This window comes from Streptomyces sp. NPDC012794, from assembly GCF_042901085.1.
In the GTDB taxonomy this organism is placed as follows: Bacteria; Actinomycetota; Actinomycetes; order Streptomycetales; family Streptomycetaceae; genus Streptomyces.
Genome location: NZ_JBIBCI010000011.1, coordinates 19882 through 43324, shown reverse-complemented (window position 1 = coordinate 43324; position 23443 = coordinate 19882). Strand labels below are relative to the sequence as shown.

Genomic DNA, 23443 nt, shown 5'->3' with positions numbered 1-23443 from the left:
CCGCCGCGTTGTACGCCATGTCACAAGCCGCAATGATGCGGCGCCCCACATCTCATGAGGAGATCTTGATGTCGCGTATCGCGAAGGCATTCGCCATCACCGCTGTGGCGGGCACCGCCGTGGCCGCCGGTGCGGGTCTGGCTGTCGCCGATGCCGGAGCGCACGGTGCGGCGGTCGGCTCCCCCGGTGTCGGGTCCGGCAACGTGGTGCAGGTCCCGATCCACGTCCCGGTCAACGTCTGCGGCAACACCGTCAACGTGATCGCCCTGCTGAACCCGGCCTTCGGCAACACCTGCGTCAACGCGTCGGGTGGCGGCGACAACCACCACACCGAGGGCGGCAGCTACGGCGAGTGATCGTCTCGCCCGCCTGACTGGCTGAAGGGCCCCCGCCGTGCGGCGGGGGCCCTTTCCGTGCGGCCCGGGCCGCCCCGACGGGGGCCCGGCCGGTCACTCGTAGCGGTAGACGCCCCGGTGCCCCAGCATTTCGCGCGGGGTGACGTCCCACGGGGGCATCGGCTCGTCGAGGGAGATCACCCGGCCGCGCTGGAGGTCGCCCAGCTCCAGCGGGGCCGCCGGCAGGTAGCCGGAGCCGGGGTGCCGCTGCTGCCACCGGTCCCAGAGCAGGTCCACGAAGGCGTGGTGCAGCCAGAAGGCCGGGTCGTTGGGAGCGGTGCCGCCCGTCATGTGGCCGCCGATCCACTGGTGGACCTTGTTGTGGTTGCGCCAGCGCTCGCTCTTGGGCGCGGCCCAGCCCTCCAGCTTGTTGCGGAAGCTGCCGCCGCGGGCGGTGGAGTCCCAGGGCGAGGAGTCGTAGACCGGGTCGTCGAGAGCCCACTGGAGTTCGGCGGCGGTCGGCAGGGTGATCGGGTTGGCCGGGCGGCCGAGGTTGCGGGTGAGGAAACGGGCCTCGCTGACGCCGACGGTGATCGTCCAGTTGCCCCGCTCGTAGGCGAAGGGACCCGTCATCACCTGGCGGTCGCCCTCGCGGCCGGTGCCGCCGAGGAAATCCTCGGACCAGAGGGAGGAGGCGGGGCTGTTGTCGCTGGTCCAGTCCCAGTACGGGATGGTGACCTGCGGGTCGACGGCCCGCAGCCGCTGCTCGAACTCCAGCAGGTAGCGCCGGTGCCAGGGGAAGAACGACGGCGACATGTGCCCGACGCGCCGCTTGCGCTCCCGGTCGGGCACGAAGTAGGTGCCGTGGGTACGGACGAACTCGTCGTAGGTGCCGTTGCGCTTGAGTTCCAGCAGCGCGGCCGTGAACCGCTTCTTCTGAGCACTGGTCAGGTTCTTCTGGTTCTGCCGGGTGTACAACGCGGGCTTCTCCTGTTCCGGTCCGTCAGCCGTGGTGCGGGGGCGTGACGGCCAGTTGGCTGGTGCCTAGCTCGTCGACGGCGGCACGGGCGAGTTCCATCGGGGTCCCGTAGGACTCGAAGTGGTTGACCCCGCTGAGGTAGCTCCCGTCGGCACGCCGCATGACGTGCAGGGGGCGGCCGTCGATGCGCACCTGCGCCGAGGCGAGGTCGACGCTGATGTGGCGGCCCCGGTACGTCTCCTCGGCGAGCGGGGCCGGAGTGAGCGTCTGGCGGGGGCCGCGGGCGCGCAGAACGGGTGCCAGGGCCGCGGCCACGCCGCCCGCCACGGCCGCGACGAAGGCCGTACGCAGGACCGCGCGGCGGGTCGGTGGTGCGGCGGGTGCTGCGTACATACGGTCTCCCTCGCTCGGCGGTCCGTGTTCGCAGGTCCAACGAGGAGCGGCCGTGGGAGGTCACCTGTCAGCCGGTGCGCTCCGTGTGCCCGGGGTGATCCGGGTGCCGCGGGTGCTTGTAGAAGAGGGTGGTGGGACGCAGCGCGCCGGCCGGGTCGGCGGCGTAGTCGGGGATGGTGCCCGCCTCGGTCCAGCCGGCGGAGCGGTGGACGCCCTCGGCCCCGCTGCCGGTCTCGGTGTCGAGGAAGAGCAGGACAATCCCGGCGAGGGCGGCTTCCCGCTCGGCCGCGGCGAGGAGCGCGCGGGCGGTCCCGCGGCCCCGGGCGGCGGGGTGGACCATGAGCTTGCGCAGCTCGGCGCGGTGGCGGCCGTTGGGCTTGGACTCCCGGTACCGGCTGACGGTGCCCTCCAGGCGGCCGTCGGCGCCGCGGGCGGCCCAGAGGGCGAGGGCTCCCTCGGCGACGGCGGGCAGCAGGGAGTCCCACCAGGCGGCGGCGTCCTCGTGGCCGAGGCCGGCGAGGAAGCCGAGGGAGGCGCCGTCGCCGAAGGTGTCGACGAGCAGGGCGGCCAGCTCGTCGCGGTGGGCGGCGAGGGCGGTGGCGGTGAGCCGGGTGATCGTTGCCGTCATGCGGTGAGCATGGGAAGCGGTCCGGGGCGGGCCGGGGAGGGGGTGCCGTGGTGCGCGGCACCCCCGCCGCGGTCTCAGGGCGCCGGGAGTTCCGCGAAGTCCCCCACGAGGCCGCGGTGGTGGCCGGCGGTGCCCAGGGCGAGGGAGTCGGCCTTGGCCCGTTTGAGGTAGAGGTGGGCGGGGTGTTCCCAGGTCATGCCGATGCCGCCGTGGAGCTGGACGCACTCCTCGGCCGCGCGAACGGCGACCCCCGAGCAGTGGGCCTGGGCGACCGCGACCGTGAGCGGGGTGTCCGGGGCCCCGGTGGCCAGGGCGTCGGCGGCGGCGCGGGCCGCCGCGCGGGCGGAGGCCACGTCCAGCCACAGCCGCGCGAGGCGGTGCTTGAGGGCCTGGAAGGAGCCGACGGGGCGGTTGAACTGGTGGCGGCCCCGCACGTGCGCGACGGTCTCGGTCAGGCACCATTCGGCGAGCCCGAGCTGCTCCGATGCCAGCAGTCCGGCGCCGGACAGCAGGGCTCCGGCGATGGCCGACCGGGCGGTGGCGGGGTCCGCGAGGCGGGTGCCGGAGGCGCCGTCGAGGGTGACGGTGGCGAGCGGCCGGGTCAGGTCGAGCGGGACCAGGGCGGTCAGGGCGGCGCGGTCCGCGGGGACGGCGTACAGCCCGGTGTCGGCCAGGACCAGCAGGGTGTCGGCCGCGTCCGCGTCGGCGACGGAGGTGACGGTGCCGCTGAGCACCCCGCCGCCGCTGTCGTGGACCGGAGCCGGCAGGGGTGCTCCGGGGGACAGGGTGAGGGGGAGGGCGGGGACGCAGATCCGGCGTCCGGAGGCGGCCTCCGCCACCAGGGCGGCGGCTTCGGCGCTGTCGCAGGCGACGGCGAGCAGGATCTCCGTCGCGAGGACGGAGCCGGTGAGGTAGGGCACCGGTGCCACGGCCCGTCCGAGCTCCTCCAGGACGACGGCGGCCTCGCGGTGGCTCGCGCCCGCTCCTCCGAGCTTCTCGGGGACGAGCAGTCCGGCGGCGCCGATGCCGGTGGCGAGGGTCCGCCACAGCGCGGGGTCGTGGGGGCGGCCGCTCTCGGCGCGGGCGAGGACGCTCGCGGGGGCGCAGCGGTCGGCGAGCAGGGAGCGTACGGCCGCCCGCAGTTCCTCCTCGGTCTCCGAGTAGAGCAGGTCGTAGGGGGCGCCGGGGGCCGGCGGGCCGGGCTGCGGCGCCGGTGCTGGCTGCGTCGTCATCGGGAGAGGTCCTTCCAGGCGGTGTCCTTGTCGTCGCGCGGTTCGGCGGGCAGTCCGAGGACGCGTTCGGCGACGATGTTGAGGAGGATCTCGCTGGTGCCGCCCTCGATGCTGTTGCCCTTGGCGCGCAGGTAGCGGTAGCCGGCGTCGCGGCCGGTGAAGTCGACGGTCTCGGGGCGGCGCATGGTCCAGTCCTCGTACAGGAGGCCCTGCTCGGCGAGGAGTTCCACCTCGAGGCCGCTGATCTCCTGGTTGAGGCGGGCGAAGGTGAGCTTCATCCCGCTGCCCTCGGGGCCGGGCTGGCCGGCGGCGAGCTGCTGGCGCAGCCGTTCACCGGTGAGGCGGGCCACCTCGGCCTCCACCCACAGTTCCAGCAGCCGCTGGTGCAGGGCGTGGGTGCGCAGGGCGGGCCGTTCGCGCCAGGCGGCGGCGACGGGGGCGATCATGCCGCCCTCGCGGGGGATCCGCATGCCGCCGATGGAGACGCGTTCGTTCATCAGGGTGGTGCGGGCGACGTCCCAGCCCTGGCCGACGGCGCCGAGGCGGTGGGTGTCGGGGATGCGGACGCCGGTGAGGAAGACCTCGTTGAACTCGGCCTCTCCCGTGATCTGGCGCAGGGGGCGGACCTCGACGCCGGGGGCGTGCATGTCGCACAGGAAGTAGGTGATGCCCCGGTGCTTGGGGAGGGCGGGGTCGGTGCGGGCGAGGAGGATGGCCCAGCGGGCGGTGTGGGCGCTGGAGGTCCATACCTTCTGGCCGTCGACCACCCATTCGCCCGCCGCCTCGTCGAGGACGGCGCGGGTGCCGAGGGCGGCGAGGTCGGAGCCGGCTCCGGGCTCGCTGAAGAGCTGGCACCACACCTCCTCCCCCAGCCAGAGGGGGCGCAGGAAGCGGCGCTTCTGTTCCTCGGTGCCGTACGCGAGGATCGTGGGCGCGGCCATGCCGAGGCCGATGCCGATCCGCCGGGGGTCGTTGTCGGGGGCCGCGGCGGCTTCGAGTTCGGCGTCCACGACGGCTTGGAGGGCGCGGGGCGCGCCCAGTCCGCCGAGTCCCTCGGGGTAGTGGACCCAGGCGAGTCCGGCGTCGAAGCGGGCGCGCAGGAAGTCGGAGGGAGCGGTGGTGCCGGGCGGGTGCGCGGCGAGCAGATCCCGGGTGCGGGCGAGGAGGTCCTCGGCGTCGGCGGTCATCGGGCGGCTCCGTGCGGGGACGGCACGGAGGGAGCGGACGGCACGGACGGGAGGGACGGTACGACGACCAGCCGGCCGGTGGTGGTGCCGTCGGCGAGCCGCTGGACGGCGTCGGCGGCTCCGTCGAGCGGGACGCGTTCGCTGACGAGGGGCCTGATCGCGCCCTCGGCGGCGAGGCGGGTGAGTTCGGTGTGGCAGGCGGGGATGGCGGCGGGGTCCTTGGCGGCGTAGAGGCCCCAGTGCAGGCCGAGTACCGCGTAGTTCTTGACCAGGGCGTGGTTGAGGGCCGGGGCGGGGATGCTGCCGCTGGCGAAGCCGACGACGACGATGCGGCCCTCGAAGGCCACGCACTTGGCGGAGGCGGTGTAGGCGTCGCCGCCGACCGGGTCGTAGACGACGTCGGCGCCTCGTCCCCCGGTGGCCTCCTTGACGCGGGCGACGACGTCCTCGGCGGTGCGGTCGATGACGAGGTCGCAGCCGAGCTCCTCGGCGGTGCGGACCTTGGTCTTGCCGCCGACCACGCCGATGACGGTCGCTCCGGCGGCCTTGCCGAGCTGGACGGCGGCGCTGCCGACCCCGCCGGCGGCGGCGTGCACGAGCAGGGTCTCGCCGCTCCGGAGCCGGGCCCTGCGGTGGAGGCCGAACCAGCCGGTCTGGTAGCCGATGTGCAGGGCCGCCGCCTCGGCGTCGTCGAGGGTGTCGGGGGCGGGGAGCAGGGCGCGCTCCGGGGCGGTGACGTACTCGGCGAATCCGCCGTGGGGCAGGGAGGGGTTGGCGATGACGCGCCGGCCGTCCTCGGTCAGGCCGCAGATCTCGACGCCCGGAGTGAAGGGAAGGGGCGGGCGGATCTGGTACTGGCCGCGGACGAGGAGCGCGTCGGGGAAGTTGACGTTCGCCGCGAGGACCCGGAGTTTCACCTCGCCGTCGCCCGGCACGGGTTCGGGGACCTCTTCGAGGCGCATGGCCTCGCGGGGTTCACCGGTCGTGTGTACTCGCCATGCCTGCATCCGGGGCCTCCAGCCGCCGTCGAGGGACCACGCTCCCGGGCATACTAAGCGGTCGCTTGCCTCCTTGGGAACCCTGGACCGGCTCCTCCCGGCCGGGGTGGACCCGCCACCCGCGCGGGAGCACATCCCAGCCGGCCGGACGCCTGCCCGCACGGGAACACCCCCCTCCGGAAACCGGACGTACGAACGACAGGTGAACGTCAGTCCCGGGCGTTAGCATCAACGGGCCGCTGTCACCGGGCATATGACGCACCAGGGGATCGCGCCTGCCCGGAGCCCGCCGCTCCGGACGGGCGCCGGTGCCGCGCCACGAGCACACACCACAGGGGGAAACCGAACGATGAACAGCACACGCACGCGCGGCGCGGGCTCGGCGGCCACCGCCGCCCTCGTCCTGGCCGGCCTCGTCACCGCCGCCGGACCCGCCGCGACCGCGGCCGCGGCCTCCTGCACGCCCCGGATCCAGGTCCTCGGCTCCATCGGGTCCGGCGGCTACAACGTGGGCAACGAGCAGGCCGAGGGCGTCCTCGGACTCGGCCCGGGCAACCTGTCCGTCGGCCGCTCCGGCGGCAAGCCCGTCTACTGGACCGGCACCCGGCTGCACAGGGTCCCGCTGTCAGAGGCCGGCGCCTCGGGCGCGGTACTCGGGGTGAACGCGAGCGGTCTGATGGTCGGCGCCGTCCACGGCGCCGACGGCTACGCCTTCACCTACCGGGCGGGCGACACCGCGGTCACCCGGCTGCCGGGGAGCGACTGGGCGTCGGACGACGCCGACGTCAACGACGCCGGCTACGTCGTCTCGCGGGTACGGACGGGCGTGGGCGTCGTCTGGAAGGACGGTCAGAAGGTCCGCGACCTGGCCCTGCCGGCGGACGCCCTGCCCGGCACCTCGGTCGAACTGGTCACCGGCATCAACAACGGCGGCGATGTCCTCGGCATGGCGCGGGAGAACTACGAGGACCCGAACACGGGCGCCCACCGGGAGGGGTCCTACCCGGTGCTCTGGCCCGCCGACGGCGGACCGGCCAGGGCTCTGGCCGCCACCGCGAACGACAGCTACGCACAGGACCTCGACGAGAGCGGCCGCGTCGTCGGCTACGACTGGTACGGCATGGGGTACCAGTACAAGCCCATGACCTGGACGCCGCCCCACACCGGGCCCGCCGCCTCCCCCGGGGTGCTGAACACCCACCCCTACGGCACCTTCGAGGCGATCAGCCCGACGACCGGCGTCTCGGCCGGCACCGCCAAGTTCCACCCGGACGAGCAGACCCTCCCCGACCAGGCGCAGCTGTGGCCCGGTACGGGGCCGGTGCTCGCCCTGCCCCGGCTCGCCGCGCGGCAGGCCAGCGCCGCCGCGTCGGTCTCCGACGACGGCCGCGTCGGCGGCGCGGCCGTCAACGCGGGCGGCACGCTGAAGCCGGTGATCTGGACCTGCGCCACCAAGCAGGCGTACCTGCCCCAGTAGCCGGCGCCGTCGCGGGCATGGCGATCTGCGCCCCGGCGCGCTATCGATGCCCCATGACGGACGAGATCAGGCGCGGGCTGCCCGCGCCTCCGCCGCTCGGCGCCGCCGCCCTGCCCCCCGGCACGTACGGGGGGCAGGTGGTCCTGGTGACCGGCGGCGGCACCGGACTGGGCAAGGCCATCGCCGCCGAGTTCGCCCGGCTGGGGGCGGACCTGCTGATCGCGGGGCGCCGCGCCGGGCCGCCGGCCGCGGCGTGCGAGGAGCTGGCGGCCGTACCCGGCGCGGGCCGGGTGACGGCCGCCGTCTGCGACATCCGGGACCCCGAGCGGGTCGCGGACGCCTTCGACGCCGCCGGGGCCGCGCTGGGACCGCCGGACGTACTGGTGAACAACGCCTCGGCGAACTTCCCCAGCCCCGCCGAGGAGCTTCGCCCAGCCCGCGCCGGCCTCGCGGGCGATCCGCAGATCGCCGCCGGCGTCCACCGCCACGCCCAGCCGGGCCTCGGGCAGGGCGAAGACGGCGTCGGCGGCGGCGGCGACACGGATGTCGGCCATCAGGGCCAGTTCGAAGCCGAAGCCCAGGCAGCAGCCTTGGACGGCGGCGACGACCGGCTGGGGCAGACGGGCCAGGACGGCGAAGCGCTCGTGGACCCAGCGGATGCCCTCGCAGTAGTTCCGGGTCCGTTCGGCGGCGGAGTCGCCCATGATGTCGCCGCCGGGGGCGGTCACGTCGATGCCGGCGCAGAAGGCCCGGCCCTGCGCGCGCAGCAGGACCGCGCGCAGGCCGGGGTCGAAGCGGATCCGGTCGGCGAGCAGGCCCAGCTGGCGGGTGGACTCCCAGCCCCAGCCGTTGAGTTCGTCCGGGCGGCAGAGGGTGAGGAGCGCGATGCCGTCCTCTGCCTCCAGCCGGATGCGCTCCGCGCCCTCGCCGACCTCCCCGCCGACCGTGTCGATCACGTTCGGCACCCCCACGTGACTGACGGAGCGCCAGCTCAAGGGGGTGCGGTCAGCGGGGGAAGACCTCGAACGGCACCGCCGGGCGGCCGCCGAAGCGTGCCGCCGCCTGCTGGACGTTGCCGGTCAGGAAGTTCCGTACGTACTCCTCGGGGTCCTGGTCCGTCAGCGCGCCGATGTACGCCTTGTGCTCCAGCAGGGACCGGATCGCGCGCTCCAGACCGGGCCCGGCGTCGACGGCGTGGGTGGGCATGGTCGTCCCCGCCACCGCGACCCAGCGCACCCCGTCCCACGGCTCCAGGCCCTGCTCGGAGATGAGCTCGGGGAAGATCCACCGGTTGCCCGCGTCGCCGGCGGCGTCCAGCACGGCCCGGCCGACGGCCTTGTGGTCGGGGGTGTTCCAGGCCCCGCCGCCACCGGCCCCGCCCCAGGTGTCGCGGTGGTTGAGGGTGACGACCAGCTCGGGGCGGTGCCGCCGGATCGCCGCCGCGATGTCCCGGCGCAGGCCGAGGCCGTACTCGATGACCCCGTCGCGGTAGTCGAGGAACTCCACCGTGGACACCCCGACGACCGCCGCGCTCGCCCGCTGCTCGGCCTCGCGCAGCGGGCCGCACTCGTCGGGGGCGACCCCGTCGATGCCCGCCTCGCCGCGCGTGGCGAGGAGGTAGGTGACCTCGCGGCCGCCGTCGGTCCACTCGGCGATGGCCGCGGCGCAGCCGTATTCGAGGTCGTCGGGGTGGGCCACCACCGCGAGGGCGCGCCGCCAGTCGGCGGGCATGGGCTGCAAGGGGGGCTGCTGATCAGCTTGTTCGGTCATACGCCGCACCCTAGTGCGGTGACCGCGAAGACCGGCGGACCTTTCCGGCGCAGCACCGGGCGAAACACCGGCCCGGCCCGGCCATGTCTAGACCTCGTCGCGGACCAGGGACAGCAGCCGGTCGAGAACGCGGGGCCCGCCGGCGCGGACGCCGTCGTGCTCGAACTCGTCCGTCACCCAGGTCCGCAGGCCGCGGATCGCACGGGCCGTGGTCAGCGAGTGCGCGGTGTCCACGTACATGTCGTCGTGGTAGACGGCGGCGGCCACCGGTACCTCGTTGGCCGCGAGGCGGGCCGGGTCGTACAGCGGCTGCCAGCCGGTGCGGGACGCCATGACGTCGGCGGTCTCGCGCAGGGGGATCAGGGCCGGGTCAGTGGTGAAGTGCCAGGGGTGGATGGTCTCGCCGGTGAACAGGAGCGGGTCGTCGCCGGCGAGGGTCTTCGCGGCGTCGAAGCGCGGCTGTCCGGCGCGGACGCGTTCGGCGGCCCAGGCGGTGGGCACCGCCGGGTCCTGGGCGTAGATCGCCTCGTGGAGGAGGGCGTAGAGGGGGTGGCCCGCGAAGGACAGGTGGGTGCGGACCCGTTCCAGGAAGGCGTCCGAGAGGGCGGGCCCGGCGGGGGTGGTGACGAAGGCGTCCTCGAGGAGGTAGTGCAGCTGGTGGCTGCCGTCGCCGGCGCCGAGGACCAGGCCGAGGGACTGGAAGGCCTCGACGGTGAGCCGGTGGCCGCCGGGGAGTTCGGCCGGGCGCTCGGCGAGGTGGGCGGCGATGCGGCGGGCGCGCTCGACGTCCATCGGGTAGCGGGCGTAGTGGGCCAGGTTCTTGTGCTCGATGCGGGGGTACGCCGCCTCGTACACCTCGGTAGCGGTCGCGTCGAGGGAGGGCAGTCCGCCGGTGATCAGGGCGGCGGTCAGCCCCCCGGGCGCGGTGGAGAGGTAGTGGGTGGCGCAGAAACCGCCGAAGCTCTGGCCGAGCACGGTCCAGGGGGCGCCACCGGTGAGGGCCGGGCGGATGGCCTCGGCGTCGCGCACGATGGAGTCGCCGCGGAAGTGGGCGAGGTGGTCCGCCTGCTGTTCCGGGGTGCCGAGCGCGGGCAGGGTCTGCCGGTTGAGCGGCGTGGAGCGGCCGGTGCCGCGCTGGTCGAGGAGCAGCACCCGGTAGTCGGCGAGGGCCCGTTCCAGCCAGGCCTGGCGGCCGGTGAACCGGCGCGCCCCGAAGCCGGGGCCGCCCTCCAGGTACAGCAGCCAGGGCAGCCGCTCGGGGTCCTTGTCGTTGGCGACGACCTCGCGGGCGTACAGCTCGATCCGTTCCCCGTCGGGGCGGTCGTGGTCGAGCGGCACGGTGAAGTGGTGGTCGGTCAGGACGACACCGGGCTGGCGGTAGCTGCGCGGGAGGGTCACGGACGGCCCCTGGGTCTGGGTACGGATGCCCTCCCCCGCGCCTTCGCCGGGTCGCGGCGGGGCCGGGGGGCCGGGGCTGACGTCCCGGCCGAGTCTAGGCCCCCCCGTGGCCCCGGCCGGACGGCCAGGGCCACAGGACCGGTGCCACGGGCCACCGCCAGCCGCTCAGCCGGTCAGCCGGTCAGCCGGTCAGCCGGTCAGCCGGTCAGCCGGTCAGAACTCGACCACCGAGCGGAGCACCTCGCCGCGCTCCATGCGGGCGAAGGCCTCCTCGACCCCGTCGAGGGGAATGGTCTCCGAGACGAAGGCGTCGAGGTCGAGCCGGCCCTGGAGGTACAGGTCGATCAGGAACGGGAAGTCGCGCTCGGGCAGGCAGTCCCCGTACCAGGAGGACTTGAGCGCGCCTCCGCGTCCGAAGACGTCCAGGAGCGGGAGTTCGAGCTTCATGTCCGGCGTCGGTACGCCGACCAGGACCACGGTGCCGGCGAGGTCGCGGGCGTAGAAGGCCTGACGGTAGGTCTCGGGGCGGCCGACGGCCTCGATGACCACGTCCGCGCCGTTCCCGCCGGTCAGCTCCTGGATGGCCTTGACCACGTCCTCGGTACGCCCGTTGACGGTGTGGGTGGCGCCCAGCCCACGCGCCCACTCCAGCTTCCGGTCGTCCAGGTCCACGGCGATGATCCGCGAAGCACCGGCCAGCCGGGCTCCCGCGACGGCGGCGTTGCCCACTCCGCCGCAGCCGATGACCGCCACCGAGTCGCCGCGCCCCACGTTGCCGGTGTTCAGGGCCGCGCCGAGGCCGGCCATGACTCCGCAGCCGAGCAGTCCGGCGGCGGCCGGCGAGGCGGCGGGGTCCACCTTGGTGCACTGTCCGGCGGCGACCAGGGTCTTCTCGGCGAAGGCTCCGATGCCCAGGGCCGGGGAGAGCGGGGTGCCGTCCTCGAGGGTCATGGGCTGGGCGGCGTTGTGGGTGCTGAAGCAGTACCAGGGCCGGCCGCGCTTGCAGGCCCGGCAGGTGCCGCACACCGCGCGCCAGTTGAGGACCACGAAGTCGCCGGGGGCGACGGAGGTGACGCCGGGGCCGACGGACTCGACGGTCCCGGCGGCCTCGTGGCCGAGGAGGAAGGGGAACTCGTCGTTGATGCCGCCCTCGCGGTAGTGCAGGTCGGTATGACAGACCCCGCAGGCCTGGACCTTGACGAGGACTTCGCCGGGCCCCGGGTCGGGCACGAGGATCGTGGTCGTCTCCACCGGTGCGCCCTTGCTCCGCGCGATGACCCCTCGTACGCGATGTGTCACGTCGTACCCCGTTCTGTTCGGCTCGGTCTGGATCAACGAACGTACACGGGCGGGGCGCCCCAAGGGAGTTGTGCGGGGCCTCGCGTCATCCGCCCCCACCGGTTCCGGCCAGATCCGGCGGCACGGCCGCGCGCAGCGCCGCGGCGAAGGCGGCCACGGCGGGATGCGCGGCGGCGCCGTCGCGGAAGGCGATCTTGGTGCGGCGTTCCATGTGGAGGCGGGTGAGGGTGAGGCCGGGGTCCGGGGGTCCGGTCACTCCCAGCTGGGGGACGACGGCCACTCCCTGCCCGGCCGCGACCAGGGCGAGGACGGTGTCGAACTCGTCGACCTGGTGCCGGATCCGGGGCGCGAATCCGGCCGCCTGGCAGGCCCGCACGGTCATGGCGTGGCAGAGGGTGCCGGGTGTGGCGGTGATCCAGGGCGCGTCCTGGTGGGTACGCAGGACCGCGCCCTGGTCGGGTCCGGAGGCCGGGGAGGGGCCGGAAACCGGGGGCGGGCCCTGGTCGGGGGCGGGGTCCGGGGGCGGGCCGGCGGGGTCCGGGGGCGGGCCGGCGGGGGTGGCCAGGTACATCGTCTCCCCGTACAGCGGGCGGGTGGCGAGCCCCGGCTCGGGCGGCGCGGGGACGAAGTCGTACTCGTGGACCAGGGCCACGTCCAGGTCCCCGGCCCGTAGCGCGTGCGCGACCGCCGCCGGGTCGGTCTCGCGGACCCTCGGCTCCAGCCCGGGGTGGCGCCGGGCCAGGTGGAGGAGGGCCGCCGGGACGATGGCCCGGGTGGCGGTGGGGAAGGAGCCGACGCGCAGGACGCCGGCGAGGCCGCTGCGGGCCTCCGCGAGGTCGGCGTCCGCCTGTTCGAGGCGTTCCAGGACGGCTTCGGCGTGCCGGACGAGGTTCTGGGCGGCCGGGGTGAGGCGGACCCGGCGGCCGGTGCGTTCCAGCAGGGGCAGGCCGGCTTCCCGTTCGAGGACGGAGAGCTGCTGGGAGACGGCGGAGGGGCTGAAGGCGAGGGCCTCGGCCACGGCGGCGATGGTGCCCCGGCGGGCGAGTTCCCGCAGGAGGCGCAGGCGGCGTACGTCGAGCATCGGCTCAGCTTACGGGTTGGGTAAGGAACGCGAACTGGATTCGGCGCTCGGTCCGGGCGAAGCTCTTCGGTATGCGACAGGAAACGGCACAGGCCGGACAATTCACCGATGTCACCCCTTTCACTCCCGACGGGATCCACGTCCCGCTCGTCACCCCCTTCGCTCGTGACGGGGAGGTGGCCGCCGGGGCGCTGGAGGCCCTGGCGCACGAGGTGCTCGACGCGGGGGCGGCCGGGATCGTGGCCCTCGGTACGACGGGCGAGGCGGCCGCCCTCGACGAGGCGGAGCGCGACCTGGTCACGGGGGTCTGCGCCCGGGTCTGCGGAGAGCGGGGGGTGCCGCTCACGGTGGGGGCGGGAGCGAGCGGGACCAGGGCGAGCGAGGCGGCGCTGGCGCGGCTGGCGCGGTGGCCGCAGGCCCGGGCGGCACTGGTGACCGTACCGTCCTTCGTACGGCCCTCGGCGGCGGGCGTGCTGGCGCACTTCACGCGGCTGGCGGAGGTCAGTCCGCTGCCGCTGATCGTCTATCACATCCCGTACCGGACGGGGCAGCCGCTGGACGCGGACGCGCTGCGCGCGCTGGGCTCGCTGCCCGGGGTGGCCGGGGTGAAGTACGCGGCGGGCGGGATCGACGCGGATACGGTGGCGTTGCTGGGCCGGCTGCCGGAGGGGTTCTCCGTCCTGGCGGGGGACGACGCGTACGCGTCGCCGATGCTGGCGCTGGGCGCGTCGGGCGCGGTGCTCGCCTCGGCCCATCTGGCGACGGAACGGTTCGTGGAGCTCGCGGCGGCCTGGCGGGAAGGCGACGTCGGGCGTGCCCGGGGGCTGGGGCACGGGCTGGCGCGGGTCTCGGCGGCGGCCTTCGCGGAGCCGAACCCGACGGTGGTCAAGGGGGTGCTGCACGCGCAGGGCCGGATCCCCACCCCGGACGTACGCCTGCCCCTGCTGCCCGCGTCCCGGGGAGCCGTGGACGCCACACTGGAGGCGCTGGCCTCCCTCTGAGCTCGTTCTTCGACTGGGCGAACCCAGCACCGCGCCGGACGGCCGCGCGGTGGGGCGAATTCGGATGCGCGTCCGGGGGCGGACCGGCCAGACTCGCGGCATGACAGCGAAGATCAGCCGCATCAACCCCGATCAATTGCACGCGACGCCGGGCTACCACCACATCACCGTGGTGGAGACCGGCCGAACGGCCTATCTGGCGGGGCAGTGCCCCCTCGACCAGGGCGGCTCCCTCGTCGGCCCGGGCTCCCTCGCGGTGCAAGTCGATCAGGTTGCCGCGAACGCGCTGACCGCCCTCGCGGCGGTGAACGCCCAGCCGCAGCACGTGGTGCGTTCGGTGATCTACGTGCGCAGCGATGACAGGGATGACCTGGGCCTCGCCTGGCACCGGCTTGCCGCTTCCGCCCTCGGGCCGGCCTTCACGTCCGCCAGCACGCTCTTGGGGGTCGCGCAGCTGGGCTTCGCAGGGCAGCTGGTCGAGGTGGACCTCACCGTCGCGCTGCCCGACTGAGCGGCCCGCACGCCCCGAGTCGGGACGGGTCGCAGGCCCCGGGGCGGCCGCAGGCGGGCTTGAATGTCCTATTGCGTGCGATTCGCCAGCCTCGGGCGGGTCGCCCGAATCGGCAGCATCGGGGCGCGAATTGACCGTATTGGACGAGGCGGCCTCAAACCTGCCCGGCCCGTGATGTGGGTCACGCGGGCCCACTCAACATCAATTCACCGGGAACGGCCGATTCCCTTTCCACGGAAAGGAAATCGGCCTTTCCGTGATCCGCCCGTCATGGTCATTTACCGGACAACGGACGGGAAGTCGATCTCCGGGCGGAATTCTCGTCTTGTTCCCGCCCGTCGCACTCGCCTACGGTCACCTCACTCCCCGCGGCCGACTGCCGAATCCGGCCGCCGCCGGGGCTCTCCCGTACCCCCACGTGAGGAACAGCGCCATGCCCCGACACGGTAAGCACCGTCGGCCGAAGCAGAACCGGATCGCCCGCGGACTCGCGGTCGCCGGTACGGGCGGAGCGGCTTTCGCCCTTCCGCTGATCAGCGCCACCACGGCCGGGGCGGCCGGCACGCAGCCGGCTCCGGCGTCGCTCGTCAAGGCGTCCGTGAAGAAGGCCGTGGCGGTGCAGAAGCCGGCCGTGGACAAGTCCGTCTCGAAAAAGGCGTCCGTGGAAAAGGCCGCGGCGGCCGTCACCTATTCCGTGGTCGGCGGTGACACCCTTTCGAAGATCGCGGCCGAGCATTCCGTGAGCGGCGGCTGGCAGGCGCTCTACGCGGCCAACCGCAACGCCATCGGCCAGAACCCCTCGGTGATCCGCCCCGGCCTGAAGCTGAGCATCGGCGCGGCGGCACGGGCGGCCGCGGCGAAGCCCGCCGCCAAACCGGCCACCACGTACGCGAACAACCTCGACGGCTGGATCCGCCAGTCACTGGCCGTCATGGCCAAGCATGGAATTCCCGGCACCTACAACGGAATCCACCGCAACGTGATGCGCGAGTCCTCGGGCAATCCCCGTGCCATCAACAACTGGGACTCCAACGCCGCGGCCGGCATCCCCTCCAAGGGCCTGCTCCAGGTCATCGACCCGACCTTCCGCGCCTACCACGTGCCGGGCACTTCCATGGACTCGTACGACCCGGTCGCGAACATCACCGCGGCCTGCAACTACGCCGCCGCCCGCTACGGCTCGATCGACAACGTCAACGGCCCGTACTGACGGGTCCCGCCCGGCGGGGCGTCAGCGCGGCGCCGCCGTGGTCCGCCCGGGGTACCGGCGGCGCCGCGCGCGGACCAGGGTGACCACGGGTGCCGTCAGGCCGTAGCCGACGTCCTTGCGCAGGGCACCGGTGCCGGCCTTCTCCACCGCGGTCAGCTGGTGTCCCATGAGCTCCGTCATGGCCTCGACCACCGGCCGCAGTCCGGGCTCGGTGAGACCGAGGACGCCTTCGGCGGCGCCGAGGGCGGTCCGCGCGCGGGCACACTCGGCGGCGAGGAGGGCGCGTACCTCCCGGGAGTCGCGGGCCCGTTCCAGGTCGGCGCGGGTGACGGAGTGCTCGTCGAGCCGGGAGCGCGGGACGCACAGCCGCCCGTCGGCGAGGTCGCCCGCGAGATCGGCGAGGAAGTCGACCCGCTGGGCGGCGTCCACGAAGCCGCGCCAGCCGGCGGCCTGGGCAGCGTCGGGTCCGCCCTCGTACTGGAGGCCGGTGAAGACCATGACCCCGGGCCAGGCGTAGGCGTCGAGGTAGGTCTGGAAGTCCTCCTCGGTGGCGAAGCCGTCGAAGCCGGCCTCGGCGGTGGCGGCGCCGTCGAGGAAACGGGTGACCCAGTGCCCGGGCAGGCCCCGGGTGCTCACGGCGTGGGCGTAGGCGCGCAGCAGCGGGTCCGGGCTGTCGCCGCTCTCCAGGGCCGCTCCGGTGCGCCGCGCCAGCGTGGCGAGCCCGGCGGCCCGGGCACTCGGGGTGCCGGTCTCGGCCACGTCGTCGACCAGGTTCATGAAGGCCAGCCCGGCCGCCAGCCAGGGCACCAGCGGCGGCGCGGCCAGCAGGCGCAGGGTGAGGTAGGGGGCCGGTTCGCGACGCAGCACCCTGCGTGCGGCATGGGTGAAGTCGGCCCGCAGCCGGGGGTCGGTGATCCCGGCCCGGGTCAGGGTGGTGCGCCAGCTGGGCATGGTGGCCGTCTCCTCGGACCGTGTCCGCCCACCCGTCCGCGCCCGGGCGCGCGTACGGGTGGGCGGGTCTGCGGGTATGTGCGGGTGTGCGGATACGCCTTGTCAGGAGCGGTAGACCTTCTTCACGTTGCCCTGGGTGTCGGCGTACACGTAGCCGCCCCGTCCGTACTCGTCGGTCAGGTAGGGGCGCATGGAGGGGGTCGCGTCGAAGAGCCAGGGCTCGACGATGACGTAGCGGGAGGTGGGCTGGGTGACGCCCAGTTCCTGCTGGGCGCGGTCCAGGAGGGCGGGCAGGGCGTCCCACTTCACGCCCGCCATGTCGATGAGCGGCTCGTCCTGTTTGACGGTGCCGCCGGGGCCGGCGTGCGTCACCTGGCCGTCGCGGTACTGGTAGCGGTCGAAGGTGTCCGCGCCGGGGGCGGTGGGGATGGAGGCCAGCACGTACCCCTCGTAGACGGTCATCTCCACGAAGGTGGTGGTGCCGGTCCGCTGCTTGAACGCCTCGACTACGGTGCGGACCTGGTCGGGGGCGAGCAGGTTCCCCTTGGCCGCGGCCTGGCCGCCCTGGCCCCGCGGCGTGGCGCCCGTCCGGCCGGCGGGGGTCGCCGCGCCGGGGGTGACGGCGGCCGGGGTGGCCGTGGCGGTGGGGCCCGTGGCCTGCCGGCCGGAGGACTTGCCGTCGGGCAGCGCCTGGACGAGGCCGGCCACCCCGCCGGCGAGGGCCAGCGCCAGGGCGGCGCCGATCAGCGCCGCGCGGCCGCGTCCCCGGGCCGGGGCGGTACCGGGGACGGGCGTGGTGGGCGCGTACGGGGAGCCGCCACCGGGGGTGAAGGAGCGGGCGTCCGACACCGTGGGTGATGGGCCGTACGGGCCCGCGACCGGCGGGGCCTGGGCGGTACCGGCGCCCATCCCGAGAGCGGTGCTCACACCCCGGAGCAGCGCTTCCAGCTCACCGCCGTCGGGCCGCGCCGCGGGGTCCCGGACGAGCAGCCGTTCCAGTACGGGCCCCAGCGGGCCGGAGCGCACGGGAGCGGGGATCGGCTCGTCGAGGACGGCGACCACCGTGGCCAGGCTGGTCGCGCGGCGCAGCGGGTGCGTCCCCTCGGCGGCCACGTACAGCAGCATGCCGAGCGACCACAGGTCGGAGGCCGCCAGGCCCTCCTCGCCCCGGCAGCGCTCGGGGGCGATGTACTCGGGCGAGCCGATGAGCACCCCGGTGGAGGTGAGGGCGGTCGCCCCGTGCACGGCGGCGATGCCGAAGTCGGTCAGTACGGCCGAGCCGTCGGGCCGCAGCAGGACGTTGGCCGGCTTCACGTCCCGGTGGAGCACACCTTCCGCGTGTGCGGCGCGCAGGGCGGAGAGGATGTCGAGCCCGAGCCGCACCACCTCCGCGAGCGGCATCGGTCCGGTGGCGAGCCGGTCGTGCAGTGAACCGCCCCTGAGCAGCTCCATCACGATCCACGGGTGGCCGTCCGTCCCCGGCGCGGGCTCCACGATGTGGTGGATGGTCACCACGTTCGGGTGGGCGAGGCGGGCCAGGGCCCTGGCCTCCCGGATGGCCCGCTCGCGCAGCTGGACGGCGAGGTCCGGCTGCGCGGCGGCCGTGGCGGGGTCCGGCGGGCGCACCTCCTTCAGGGCGACCTCGCGGTGCAGTGCGATGTCGCGGGCGCGCCACACCGTGCCCATGCCTCCGGCGCCCAAGGGGCCGATCAGTTCGAAACGGCCGTCGATCAGCCGTCTGCCGGCCTCACTCATCTCCATGGGCGGTCATCGTAGGCCCCGCCACCGTCAGCAGCGGAAGCGGTCCTCCGTCACGGTGCCCTGCGCGGTGGACACCGTACGGTCGTAACAGCCGGCCCCGGCGTCCGTCCCATACAGCCGGTAGCGCTCGGTGGACGTGCCGACCGCGTGCCGCTGGTCGCGCGGGACGTTCGCCGTGTACGTGGCGTCGCCCGTGTACCGGTGGTCGAGGAGGGAACGGCCGGTCTGGCGGCCGCCGCGCAGGGTGACGGTGTCGGCCCGGTCCCCGAGGGACAGGACGGTGCGCAGCCGGTCGCCGGTGCCGAGGGTGGTCTCGCCGTCCATGGTGTACGTGCGGGCCGTGCGGGTGGTGGCGGCGCCGTGGGTGACGCTCTCCTCGTCGGTCCAGGAAGCCGTGAGTGCGTCCCGGTTCTCGCCGTCGGTCCAGCGGTGCGCGGAGGTGTGCGACACGGCCCGGGTGACGGTGGTGGTGACGCGGCCGTGGGAGGTGTCGAGGTACCCGGCGACGGTCAGGCGGTGGCCCCCGTCGGTGTCCAGGCGGTGTTCGCCGCCGGGGGCGGCGGGCGTCCAGCGGGAGGATCCGGTGGGGGCGCCCTCCTCGTGGCGGGTCAGGGCGCCGGTGACGACCTGGCGGCCGTGGTCCTGCCAGAGCAGCAGGTTGACGGGGGTGCTCCAGCCGGCCTGGCCGGCCGGTACGCCGGAGACGGAGACCTCGACGCGGTGCTCGCGGCCGTCGTTGAGGAGGGCTGCGTAGGGGGTGAGGTCGTACACGATCGGCTGGACGTCGAAGGCGCGGGGGCCGGGGGTGACGTACCAGAGGAAGGGGTTGGACCAGCCGCCGGTCCACACGGTCGGGAAGGGGGCGGCGAGGCCCGCGAGCCGTCCGTCGACGGATATCCGCACCTCGCGGTGGGGGCCGTCGGGGGCCTTGCAGGAGTAGGGCGCGGCGTCGGGGACGGTCATGTACCAGTACTCCTCGCAGCCGCCGCCGGAGCCGGTGGCGTACACCTCGGCGAGGAGCCGCTCGGTGTTGCGCGGGGTGGTGACGGCGGGGGTGGTGAGGGGCAGGACCCGGTCGGGGGTGTCGGGGGCCCGGTGGTGCCGGTCGGCGGTGTAGAGGGTCAGGGTGACCTTGACGTCGATGACGCCGGTGTAGGTGTCGTTGACGACGTTGCCGATCAGCATCTCGACGGGCTGCGGGCGGCCGAGGAGGTCGCTGTAGCGGGTGACGTCCTTCTCCACGGACCAGGTGATGCCGTCGGGCGAGGGCTGCGGGGTGGAGGTGCGCAGGATCTCGACGCCGCCGAGGGTGAGGTTGCCGAGGCGGTCGTACTGGCGGCCCTCGACCTTGCCGTCGAGGCGCAGGACGGCTTTGGCCCAGCCGGAGCGGCCGCAGCCGGCGGGCGGGGCGTAGGTCCCCCGGTAGGGGGTGAAGTCGCGGAACTGGGCCTCGGCCAGGATCACTTCGCAGGAGCGGGTCTCGGGACGCTCCACGGGCGGGGCGGCGGTGAGGGGGTCGTGCCAGTCGGTGCCGAACTCGGCGGGCGGGAGGGGCCCCTCGGCCCCGGGCCCGGCGGCGGTGGCGTCAGCGGCGGCGGGCGGTCCGGCGGCCGCGGGTCCGGCGGCGGGGGATCCGGCGGCGGCCGCGGGTCCGGCCAGGACCCCGGCGGCGAGAGTGAGGGCGCCGAGCAGGCCCATGATCCTGTGTCGTCTCATGGGCCCGCAGTGAAACCCCTGCCGGACCGCCGCCGCCAGGCCCCCGGCCGCAGGGTGGCGGGAAACCGCCGTTCAGTGCCCGGCGGGCAGCACCACGACGCCGTCGTCGTCCACGTACACGGTGTCGCCCGCGCGGAAGGTGACCCCGCCGATGCCGTGGACGATCAGCCCGGCCCCGCCGGAGCGGTGCGCCGCGCCGCCGACGAGGTCGCCGACCAGGGCGGTGCGCGGGGACCCGCCGCCGTCGACGACGAGGACCGCTCCCCCGCCGGGAGTGTGGAGGAGTTCGCGCAGCAGGGCGTTGTCCTCGTGGCAGCGGACCGTGCGCACGGGTCCGGCGTACAGGTGGCGGCCGCCGATCCGGCGGAACGGGGTGGCGCAGATGCCCAGGTCCTCGCCCTGCTCGTCGTGCAGGTCGGCGGTGGGGACGGGGTGAGGCTGAGGGGTCCGGGCTCCCCGCATCTCGTGCGTCGCGCGGGGCCCGGCCTGATGCCGTGGCCGGAAAGGGCTGCCGGGGCCTGGTGTGCGGCTCAGTCGCGGGAGTCGCCGAAGAGGAGGCGGCGGTAGCCGATGAGCAGGACGAGGGAGCCCGCGATGGCCGAACCCCAGGTGGCGAGGTCGAAGAAGGCGCCTGGACCGGGCGGTGGAGGAGCGTGGCGGAGAGGACGCACACCGGGGGCGGAACGGTTCTCCCGCGCCGGCGGCTCAGGCCGTCACATGGCCGGCCGGCACGGGGTGGGGTCCGGCGGCCGGTGCGGTGGGCGCGGTACGGGTCAGCAGCAGCACCCCGCGTGTGGCCGCGAGGGCTCCGGCCGCGGCGAGCAGGATCCCGAGCGGCCCGCCCTGGAGGCGTTCGCCGAGCAGGACCATGCCGATCGCGGCCGCGGCGAGCGGGTTGGCGAGGTTGACGACGGCGAGCGGGGCTCCGAGGCCGCCCCGGTAGGCCCGCTGCGAGAGCAGCATCCCGCCGACGGCGAACACCACCACGAGCAGGGCCACGGTGATCACCCGGCCGCTGAGCAGGGCGCCGCCCCGGCCGCCCGCCACGGCCACCGTCTGGGTCAGGGCGGAGGCGACGGCGGAGGCCAGTCCGGAGGCGGTGGCGTGGCGCAGCCCCGGGCCGGGGTCCTTGCGGGCGGTGAGCAGGAGGATCGCCACGACGGTGGCTCCGGACACGGCGAGCGCCTCGGCCAGGGTGAGGGTGTCGTCGGGGGCGGGGCCGGAGGCGGGCAGGAGCAGCAGTGCGAGCCCGGCGACGGTGGCCAGGGTGCCCCGCCACTCGGTGGCGGCGACCCGCCGTCCGGCGCCCCGGGCGCCCAGCGGGACGGCGGCGACCAGGGTGAGCGCTCCCAGCGGCTGGACGAGGGTCAGCGGTCCGTAGCGCAGCGCGGCGGCGTGCAGCAGCGCCGCGGCGGCGTTCAGTCCGGCCGACCACCACCAGGCCCCGTTGCCGAGCAGGGCCCGGGCGCTGCGGGCGACGGCCCGGCGGGCCAGGCGCTCCTGGGCGACGGCGGCGGCCGCGTAAGTGGCGGCCGAGGCCAGGCAGAGGGCGACGGCGAGGACGGTGGCGTTCACCGCCGGGCTCCCGCGGAGACGGCGGAGGGGACGCGCGGGGCGCCGCCGGAGCCGGACGCCCCGGCACCGGCACCCACACCCGCACCCGCGACGCCCACGACCCCGTCCGGGCCGGGCCGCACCGCCGGACGCGGGCGCGGCAGGCTCCGTACCTCCGGGGCGGCCGCGCCGTCGGCGGCCGGACGGGGGACCAGCAGGAGGGCCGCGCACAGCAGCAGGGCGGCCACGATCGCGTCGAGCCAGTAGTGGTTGGCTGTGCCCACGATCACGAGCAGGGTCACGAGCGGGTGCAGCAGCCACAGGGCGCGCCACCGCGAGCGGGTCGCGGCGATCATGCCGAGGGCCAGCATCAGCGCCCAGCCGAAGTGCAGCGAGGGCATCGCGGCGAACTGGTTGGCCATGGTGTCGGCTTCGGGCGCGGCCCCGTAGACGGTCGGCCCGTACACCTGCCCGGTGTCCACCAGGTGCGCGGCTCCCAGCATCCGGGGCGGTGCGAGCGGGAAGGAGAGGTGCAGGACGAGGGCGGCGCCGGTGAGGACGGCGAGCACCCGCCGGGTCCACAGGTAGTGCCGGGGGCGGCGCAGGTACAGCCAGACCAGGAACAGGGCGGTCGCCGGGAAGTGCACGGCCGCGTAGTAGGTGTTCGCGGTGTGGACGAGGGCGTCCCAGTGGAGGAGCAGCCCCTGTACGGCGCCCTCACCGGGCAGGTGCAGGGCTCGTTCGGCGTCCCATACCCGGCCGGCGTTGCGGAAGGCCTCGTCTGTGCGGCCCGTCGAGAGCATCCGGCCGGCCTTGTAGGCGGCAAAGAGGCCCGCGACGAGCAGCAGCTCGCGTATGAGCCGGCGGCGGGCGCCGAGGTGACCGGCGGGTGGCCGGTCCGGAGCGGTGTGGGAGGTCATCCCCCGGTCTCACTATCTTTCGGGTTCCATCGACACGCCAGTGTATCGATACATGAGCGTATCGATACGCTGGTGTCCCGATAAGCTCGGATGGCCGTACACTCGGAACACGGACCCACCGCCTGGATCCCGCGAGGAGAATCCCCACCCATGACGTCGACGCCGCAGGCCACCGCGCGCCGCTCCAAGATCAGCCCGGAGCGCGAGCAGGAGTTCTACGACGTCGTCCTCGACCAGCTGCGCGAGAACGGGTACGAGGCCCTCACCATGGAGGGCGTCGCCGCCCGGGCGTCCTGCGGGAAGTCCACGCTCTACCGGCAGTGGAAGACCAAGCCGCAGCTCGTCGCCGCCGCCCTGCGCGCGAGCCGTGCCCGCCGCGGCGAGCGGACCCTGGCGGACGTGGACACCGGCACGCTGGCGGGGGACCTCCGCGAGGCCGCCCGGATCGCGGCCGGCACCTCGGGCCGCGACACCCGCCTCACCCAGGCGCTGGGGGTGGCCGTGCTCAGCGACGAGGAGCTCCGGGCCGCGCTGCGCGAGGCGCTGGTCGAGCCCGAACTGTCCGCCTTCGGCGCCATCGTGGAGCGGGCCGTGACCCGCGGCGAGATCGCCCCGGACCATCCGGCCGTGGAGTTCCTGCCCGCGCAGCTGATGGGCGTCCTGCGCATCCGGCCCGTACTGGAGGAGCGCTACGCGGACGCCGACTACCTGGTCAGGTTCGTCGACGCGGCCCTGCTGCCCGCGCTGGGCATCACGCCCCCGGCGGCGGACACGGCCACGGCCGGGCACCCCTGACCCCCTGAACCGGCGGGCCGCCGTTCACGATGACCGGACGGCGGACCGCTCGCGCTGCCACGTGGGGACGGCGGCAGCGCGCCACCCGGACGGGGGGGGGGGGGCCCCCCCCCAGCCGGCGGCGCCCCCCCCCCCCCCCCCCCACCCCCCCCCCCCGCCCCCCCCCCCCCCCCCCCCCCCCCCCCCCCCCCACCGCCGCGCACCCGTCGGTACGACCGGGTCTCGTGGTCGCCCATGCGGGCCCCCG

The 23443-nt window shown here is 74.9% G+C and carries 22 protein-coding genes and 3 pseudogenes; 7 read left to right on the top strand and 18 right to left on the bottom strand.

Annotated elements, in window-relative coordinates; translation table 11 throughout:
- Nucleotides 1-68: 68 nt before the first annotated feature.
- Nucleotides 69-356: a chaplin gene (locus ACFY7H_RS21215; RefSeq protein WP_388940102.1), complete on the top strand. Its 288-nt coding sequence runs from the start codon at nt 69-71 to the stop codon at nt 354-356.
- A gap of 93 nt (nt 357-449) precedes the next feature.
- On the opposite strand, the gene ACFY7H_RS21210 is transcribed toward ACFY7H_RS21215, so the two are convergent.
- The 6 genes from ACFY7H_RS21210 to ACFY7H_RS21185 form a co-directional block, all read right to left on the bottom strand.
- Entirely contained in the window at nt 450-1313 is an 864-nt protein-coding gene (locus tag ACFY7H_RS21210; protein ID WP_388940100.1) for a tyrosinase family protein, read from the bottom strand.
- Between the two features lie 25 nt (nt 1314-1338).
- The gene (locus ACFY7H_RS21205; RefSeq protein ID WP_388940098.1) at nt 1339-1707 is read right to left on the bottom strand and encodes a tyrosinase family oxidase copper chaperone; all 369 of its coding nucleotides are present in this window, start codon (nt 1705-1707) and stop codon (nt 1339-1341) included.
- 67 nt (nt 1708-1774) lie between these two features.
- Nucleotides 1775-2335, bottom strand: coding sequence for a GNAT family N-acetyltransferase (locus ACFY7H_RS21200; protein ID WP_388940097.1), 561 nt, complete (start codon nt 2333-2335; stop codon nt 1775-1777).
- 74 nt (nt 2336-2409) lie between these two features.
- On the bottom strand, nt 2410-3567 hold the full coding sequence (locus ACFY7H_RS21195; RefSeq protein WP_388940095.1) for an acyl-CoA dehydrogenase family protein: 1158 nt from the start codon (nt 3565-3567) through the stop codon (nt 2410-2412).
- Nucleotides 3564-4754, bottom strand: a complete 1191-nt coding sequence (locus ACFY7H_RS21190) for an acyl-CoA dehydrogenase family protein (RefSeq protein ID WP_388940093.1) — start codon at nt 4752-4754, stop codon at nt 3564-3566. Before ACFY7H_RS21190 ends, ACFY7H_RS21195 begins: the two co-directional genes overlap by 4 nt.
- Nucleotides 4751-5761, bottom strand: a complete 1011-nt coding sequence (locus ACFY7H_RS21185; protein ID WP_388940091.1) for an NADPH:quinone oxidoreductase family protein — start codon at nt 5759-5761, stop codon at nt 4751-4753. Before ACFY7H_RS21185 ends, ACFY7H_RS21190 begins: the two co-directional genes overlap by 4 nt.
- A gap of 340 nt (nt 5762-6101) precedes the next feature.
- Between ACFY7H_RS21185 and ACFY7H_RS21180 the strand changes: the two genes are divergently transcribed.
- Both ACFY7H_RS21180 and ACFY7H_RS21175 read left to right on the top strand, forming a co-directional pair.
- The gene (locus ACFY7H_RS21180) at nt 6102-7229 is read left to right on the top strand and encodes a hypothetical protein (protein WP_388940089.1); all 1128 of its coding nucleotides are present in this window, start codon (nt 6102-6104) and stop codon (nt 7227-7229) included.
- 17 nt (nt 7230-7246) lie between these two features.
- Nucleotides 7247-7603, top strand: a pseudogene (locus tag ACFY7H_RS21175) (SDR family NAD(P)-dependent oxidoreductase); the annotation flags it as partial.
- A 78-nt stretch (nt 7604-7681) separates the two neighbouring features.
- Here ACFY7H_RS21175 and ACFY7H_RS21170 read toward each other — a convergent pair.
- The 5 genes and pseudogenes from ACFY7H_RS21170 to ACFY7H_RS21150 all read right to left on the bottom strand — a co-directional run.
- Nucleotides 7682-8185 (bottom strand): annotated as a pseudogene (locus ACFY7H_RS21170) (enoyl-CoA hydratase/isomerase family protein); the annotation flags it as partial.
- 49 nt (nt 8186-8234) lie between these two features.
- Nucleotides 8235-8999: a PIG-L deacetylase family protein gene (locus tag ACFY7H_RS21165; protein WP_388940087.1), complete on the bottom strand. Its 765-nt coding sequence runs from the start codon at nt 8997-8999 to the stop codon at nt 8235-8237.
- A gap of 87 nt (nt 9000-9086) precedes the next feature.
- Nucleotides 9087-10397 (bottom strand): alpha/beta fold hydrolase, encoded by a 1311-nt coding sequence (locus tag ACFY7H_RS21160; RefSeq protein WP_388940085.1) that lies wholly within the window; start codon nt 10395-10397, stop codon nt 9087-9089.
- 213 nt (nt 10398-10610) lie between these two features.
- A complete protein-coding gene (locus ACFY7H_RS21155) occupies nt 10611-11696 on the bottom strand; it encodes an S-(hydroxymethyl)mycothiol dehydrogenase (RefSeq protein ID WP_388940083.1) in 1086 nt (361 codons plus the stop codon).
- An 85-nt stretch (nt 11697-11781) separates the two neighbouring features.
- Nucleotides 11782-12777, bottom strand: coding sequence for a LysR substrate-binding domain-containing protein (locus tag ACFY7H_RS21150; protein WP_388940081.1), 996 nt, complete (start codon nt 12775-12777; stop codon nt 11782-11784).
- A 71-nt stretch (nt 12778-12848) separates the two neighbouring features.
- Between ACFY7H_RS21150 and ACFY7H_RS21145 the strand changes: the two genes are divergently transcribed.
- The 3 genes from ACFY7H_RS21145 (at nt 12849) to ACFY7H_RS21135 (ending at nt 15499) form a co-directional block, all read left to right on the top strand.
- Nucleotides 12849-13778: a dihydrodipicolinate synthase family protein gene (locus ACFY7H_RS21145; RefSeq protein WP_388940079.1), complete on the top strand. Its 930-nt coding sequence runs from the start codon at nt 12849-12851 to the stop codon at nt 13776-13778.
- A gap of 100 nt (nt 13779-13878) precedes the next feature.
- Entirely contained in the window at nt 13879-14289 is a 411-nt protein-coding gene (locus ACFY7H_RS21140; protein ID WP_388940078.1) for a RidA family protein, read from the top strand.
- A gap of 433 nt (nt 14290-14722) precedes the next feature.
- Nucleotides 14723-15499, top strand: a complete 777-nt coding sequence (locus ACFY7H_RS21135; protein ID WP_388940076.1) for a transglycosylase SLT domain-containing protein — start codon at nt 14723-14725, stop codon at nt 15497-15499.
- 21 nt (nt 15500-15520) lie between these two features.
- On the opposite strand, the gene ACFY7H_RS21130 is transcribed toward ACFY7H_RS21135, so the two are convergent.
- From ACFY7H_RS21130 to ACFY7H_RS21100, 7 genes and pseudogenes are all read right to left on the bottom strand, one after another.
- Complete coding sequence (locus ACFY7H_RS21130) at nt 15521-16450, bottom strand: squalene/phytoene synthase family protein (protein WP_388940075.1); 930 nt, start codon at nt 16448-16450, stop codon at nt 15521-15523.
- Between the two features lie 102 nt (nt 16451-16552).
- Nucleotides 16553-18211: a serine/threonine-protein kinase gene (locus tag ACFY7H_RS21125; protein ID WP_388940073.1), complete on the bottom strand. Its 1659-nt coding sequence runs from the start codon at nt 18209-18211 to the stop codon at nt 16553-16555.
- Between the two features lie 27 nt (nt 18212-18238).
- Complete coding sequence (locus ACFY7H_RS21120) at nt 18239-19927, bottom strand: peptide-N4-asparagine amidase (RefSeq protein WP_388940072.1); 1689 nt, start codon at nt 19925-19927, stop codon at nt 18239-18241.
- A gap of 72 nt (nt 19928-19999) precedes the next feature.
- A complete protein-coding gene (locus ACFY7H_RS21115; protein ID WP_388940070.1) occupies nt 20000-20389 on the bottom strand; it encodes an S-adenosylmethionine--2-demethylmenaquinone methyltransferase in 390 nt (129 codons plus the stop codon).
- Nucleotides 20390-20457: 68 nt separating this feature from the next.
- Nucleotides 20458-20591, bottom strand: a pseudogene (locus ACFY7H_RS21110) (GlsB/YeaQ/YmgE family stress response membrane protein); the annotation flags it as partial.
- Nucleotides 20592-20632: 41 nt separating this feature from the next.
- Nucleotides 20633-21502, bottom strand: coding sequence for a hypothetical protein (locus ACFY7H_RS21105; protein WP_388940068.1), 870 nt, complete (start codon nt 21500-21502; stop codon nt 20633-20635).
- A complete protein-coding gene (locus ACFY7H_RS21100) occupies nt 21499-22401 on the bottom strand; it encodes a phosphatase PAP2 family protein (protein ID WP_388940067.1) in 903 nt (300 codons plus the stop codon). The genes ACFY7H_RS21105 and ACFY7H_RS21100 overlap by 4 nt, the downstream gene beginning before the upstream one ends.
- A gap of 150 nt (nt 22402-22551) precedes the next feature.
- Between ACFY7H_RS21100 and ACFY7H_RS21095 the strand changes: the two genes are divergently transcribed.
- Entirely contained in the window at nt 22552-23196 is a 645-nt protein-coding gene (locus ACFY7H_RS21095; protein WP_388940065.1) for a TetR/AcrR family transcriptional regulator, read from the top strand.
- Nucleotides 23197-23443 lie beyond the last annotated feature (247 nt).

Bases quoted from the DNA above. Each gene is read 5' to 3' on its own strand.
- ACFY7H_RS21130 (WP_388940075.1), bottom strand. From the start codon at position 16,450: ATGCCCAGCTGGCGCACCACCCTGACCCGGGCCGGGATCACCGACCCC.
- ACFY7H_RS21140 (WP_388940078.1), top strand. From the start codon at position 13,879: ATGACAGCGAAGATCAGCCGCATCAACCCCGATCAATTGCACGCGACG.
- ACFY7H_RS21190 (WP_388940093.1), bottom strand. From the start codon at position 4,754: ATGACCGCCGACGCCGAGGACCTCCTCGCCCGCACCCGGGATCTGCTC.
- ACFY7H_RS21100 (WP_388940067.1), bottom strand. From the start codon at position 22,401: ATGACCTCCCACACCGCTCCGGACCGGCCACCCGCCGGTCACCTCGGC.
- ACFY7H_RS21115 (WP_388940070.1), bottom strand. From the start codon at position 20,389: ATGCGGGGAGCCCGGACCCCTCAGCCTCACCCCGTCCCCACCGCCGAC.
- ACFY7H_RS21200 (WP_388940097.1), bottom strand. From the start codon at position 2,335: ATGACGGCAACGATCACCCGGCTCACCGCCACCGCCCTCGCCGCCCAC.
- ACFY7H_RS21095 (WP_388940065.1), top strand. From the start codon at position 22,552: ATGACGTCGACGCCGCAGGCCACCGCGCGCCGCTCCAAGATCAGCCCG.
- ACFY7H_RS21215 (WP_388940102.1), top strand. From the start codon at position 69: ATGTCGCGTATCGCGAAGGCATTCGCCATCACCGCTGTGGCGGGCACC.
- ACFY7H_RS21195 (WP_388940095.1), bottom strand. From the start codon at position 3,567: ATGACGACGCAGCCAGCACCGGCGCCGCAGCCCGGCCCGCCGGCCCCC.
- ACFY7H_RS21150 (WP_388940081.1), bottom strand. From the start codon at position 12,777: ATGCTCGACGTACGCCGCCTGCGCCTCCTGCGGGAACTCGCCCGCCGG.
- ACFY7H_RS21135 (WP_388940076.1), top strand. From the start codon at position 14,723: ATGCCCCGACACGGTAAGCACCGTCGGCCGAAGCAGAACCGGATCGCC.
- ACFY7H_RS21145 (WP_388940079.1), top strand. From the start codon at position 12,849: ATGCGACAGGAAACGGCACAGGCCGGACAATTCACCGATGTCACCCCT.
- ACFY7H_RS21165 (WP_388940087.1), bottom strand. From the start codon at position 8,999: ATGACCGAACAAGCTGATCAGCAGCCCCCCTTGCAGCCCATGCCCGCC.
- ACFY7H_RS21205 (WP_388940098.1), bottom strand. From the start codon at position 1,707: ATGTACGCAGCACCCGCCGCACCACCGACCCGCCGCGCGGTCCTGCGT.
- ACFY7H_RS21120 (WP_388940072.1), bottom strand. From the start codon at position 19,927: ATGAGACGACACAGGATCATGGGCCTGCTCGGCGCCCTCACTCTCGCC.
- ACFY7H_RS21125 (WP_388940073.1), bottom strand. From the start codon at position 18,211: ATGGAGATGAGTGAGGCCGGCAGACGGCTGATCGACGGCCGTTTCGAA.
- ACFY7H_RS21180 (WP_388940089.1), top strand. From the start codon at position 6,102: ATGAACAGCACACGCACGCGCGGCGCGGGCTCGGCGGCCACCGCCGCC.
- ACFY7H_RS21185 (WP_388940091.1), bottom strand. From the start codon at position 5,761: ATGCAGGCATGGCGAGTACACACGACCGGTGAACCCCGCGAGGCCATG.